Source organism: Ornithinimicrobium cerasi (genome assembly GCF_003702705.1).
GTDB lineage: Bacteria > Actinomycetota > Actinomycetes > Actinomycetales > Dermatophilaceae > Ornithinicoccus > Ornithinicoccus cerasi.
Genome location: NZ_QZMN01000061.1, coordinates 1 through 1,294, shown reverse-complemented (window position 1 = coordinate 1,294; position 1,294 = coordinate 1). Strand labels below are relative to the sequence as shown.

Below are 1,294 nucleotides of genomic sequence, written 5' to 3'. Positions count from 1 at the left end.
GGCGGGTCCACGTCGGTGACCTGGCCACCATGACCGAGCAGGTCTTCGGTGCCTGGTCGGCCGACCGGGCCCGCGGGCGGGACGCGATCATGCTCGCCCCCACCCGTGAGCTCGTCGCGCAGCTCAACCAACGTGCCCGCGACCACCGCCTGGAGGCAACATTCCGGCCCGCCGATGAGGTCGCCCTGTCCGACGGCAACCACGCCTCGGTCGGGGACACCGTGATTACCCGCCGCAACGACCGCCGCCTGCAGACGGCCCCGACCGACTGGGTCAAGAACGGTGACCGGTGGACCGTGCTGGACACCACCGGCGCCGGAGCCCTGGTCGTGCGGCACACCCGCACCGCCCGCAGGATCGTCCTGCCCTCCGACTACGTACGGGAGTCGGTCGAGCTGGGGTACGCCTCCACCGTGCACACCGCACAGGGGGTGTCGGTCGACGTCACCCACGCCCTCGCCACCGGGGCAGAGTCCCGCCAACAGCTCTACACGATGATGACCCGCGGCCGGGACGCCAACCACCTCTACCTGCAGGTCGTCGGCACCGGTGACGAGCACGAGGCGATCAAGCCGGACACGGTCCACCCGAGGACCGCCACCGACCTGCTCGAGACCATCCTGGCCCGCGACGACGCACCGGCCTCGGCCTCCACCCTGCTGCGCGAGGCCGACGACCCCGCCGTCCTGCTCGGTGAGTCCACCGCCCGGTATCTCGACGCGCTCAACACCGCCGCGGCCACCACGGTCGGCACCGACAATCTCCTGAGGCTCGACGAGACCGCCGAGCAACTGGTCCCCGGCATGAGCGACGCGCCCGCCTGGCCGACCCTGCGGGCGCACCTGACCCTTCTCGCCGCCGGTGGACAGGACCCGGTACAGGTGCTGACCGGCGCGGTCACCGCGCGCGAGGTCGACACCGCCGCCGACCCCGCCGCCACGGTCGACTGGCGCCTGGACGACACCGGGATGCGCAACACCGCCACCGGGCCGCTCCCCTGGATCCCCGGCATCCCCGCCACCCTGGTCACCGACCCCACCTGGGGGCCCTACCTGGCCGCCCGCGCCCAGCGCGTCACCGACCTCGCCTCCGAGGTCGCCGCCTCCGCGGTCACCGCCCCCACCCCCGCGTGGGCGGCACAAGGAACCGCTCGCCCTGCCGACGACGTGCTCACAGCTGTCGCCGTGTGGCGGGCCGCGAACCAGGTCGAGGCCACCGACCTACGCCCCACCGGCCCGGCCCACGCCTCCAAGGCCGCAGCCACCTACCAACGCCAGCTGCGGTCCCAGATCCA

The 1,294-nt window shown here is 73.4% G+C and carries 1 pseudogene; it reads left to right on the top strand.

What is annotated here, in order from left to right:
- Positions 1 to 29: 29 nt before the first annotated feature.
- A pseudogene (locus D4B81_RS17780) lies at positions 30 to 1,294 on the top strand (MobF family relaxase); the annotation flags it as partial.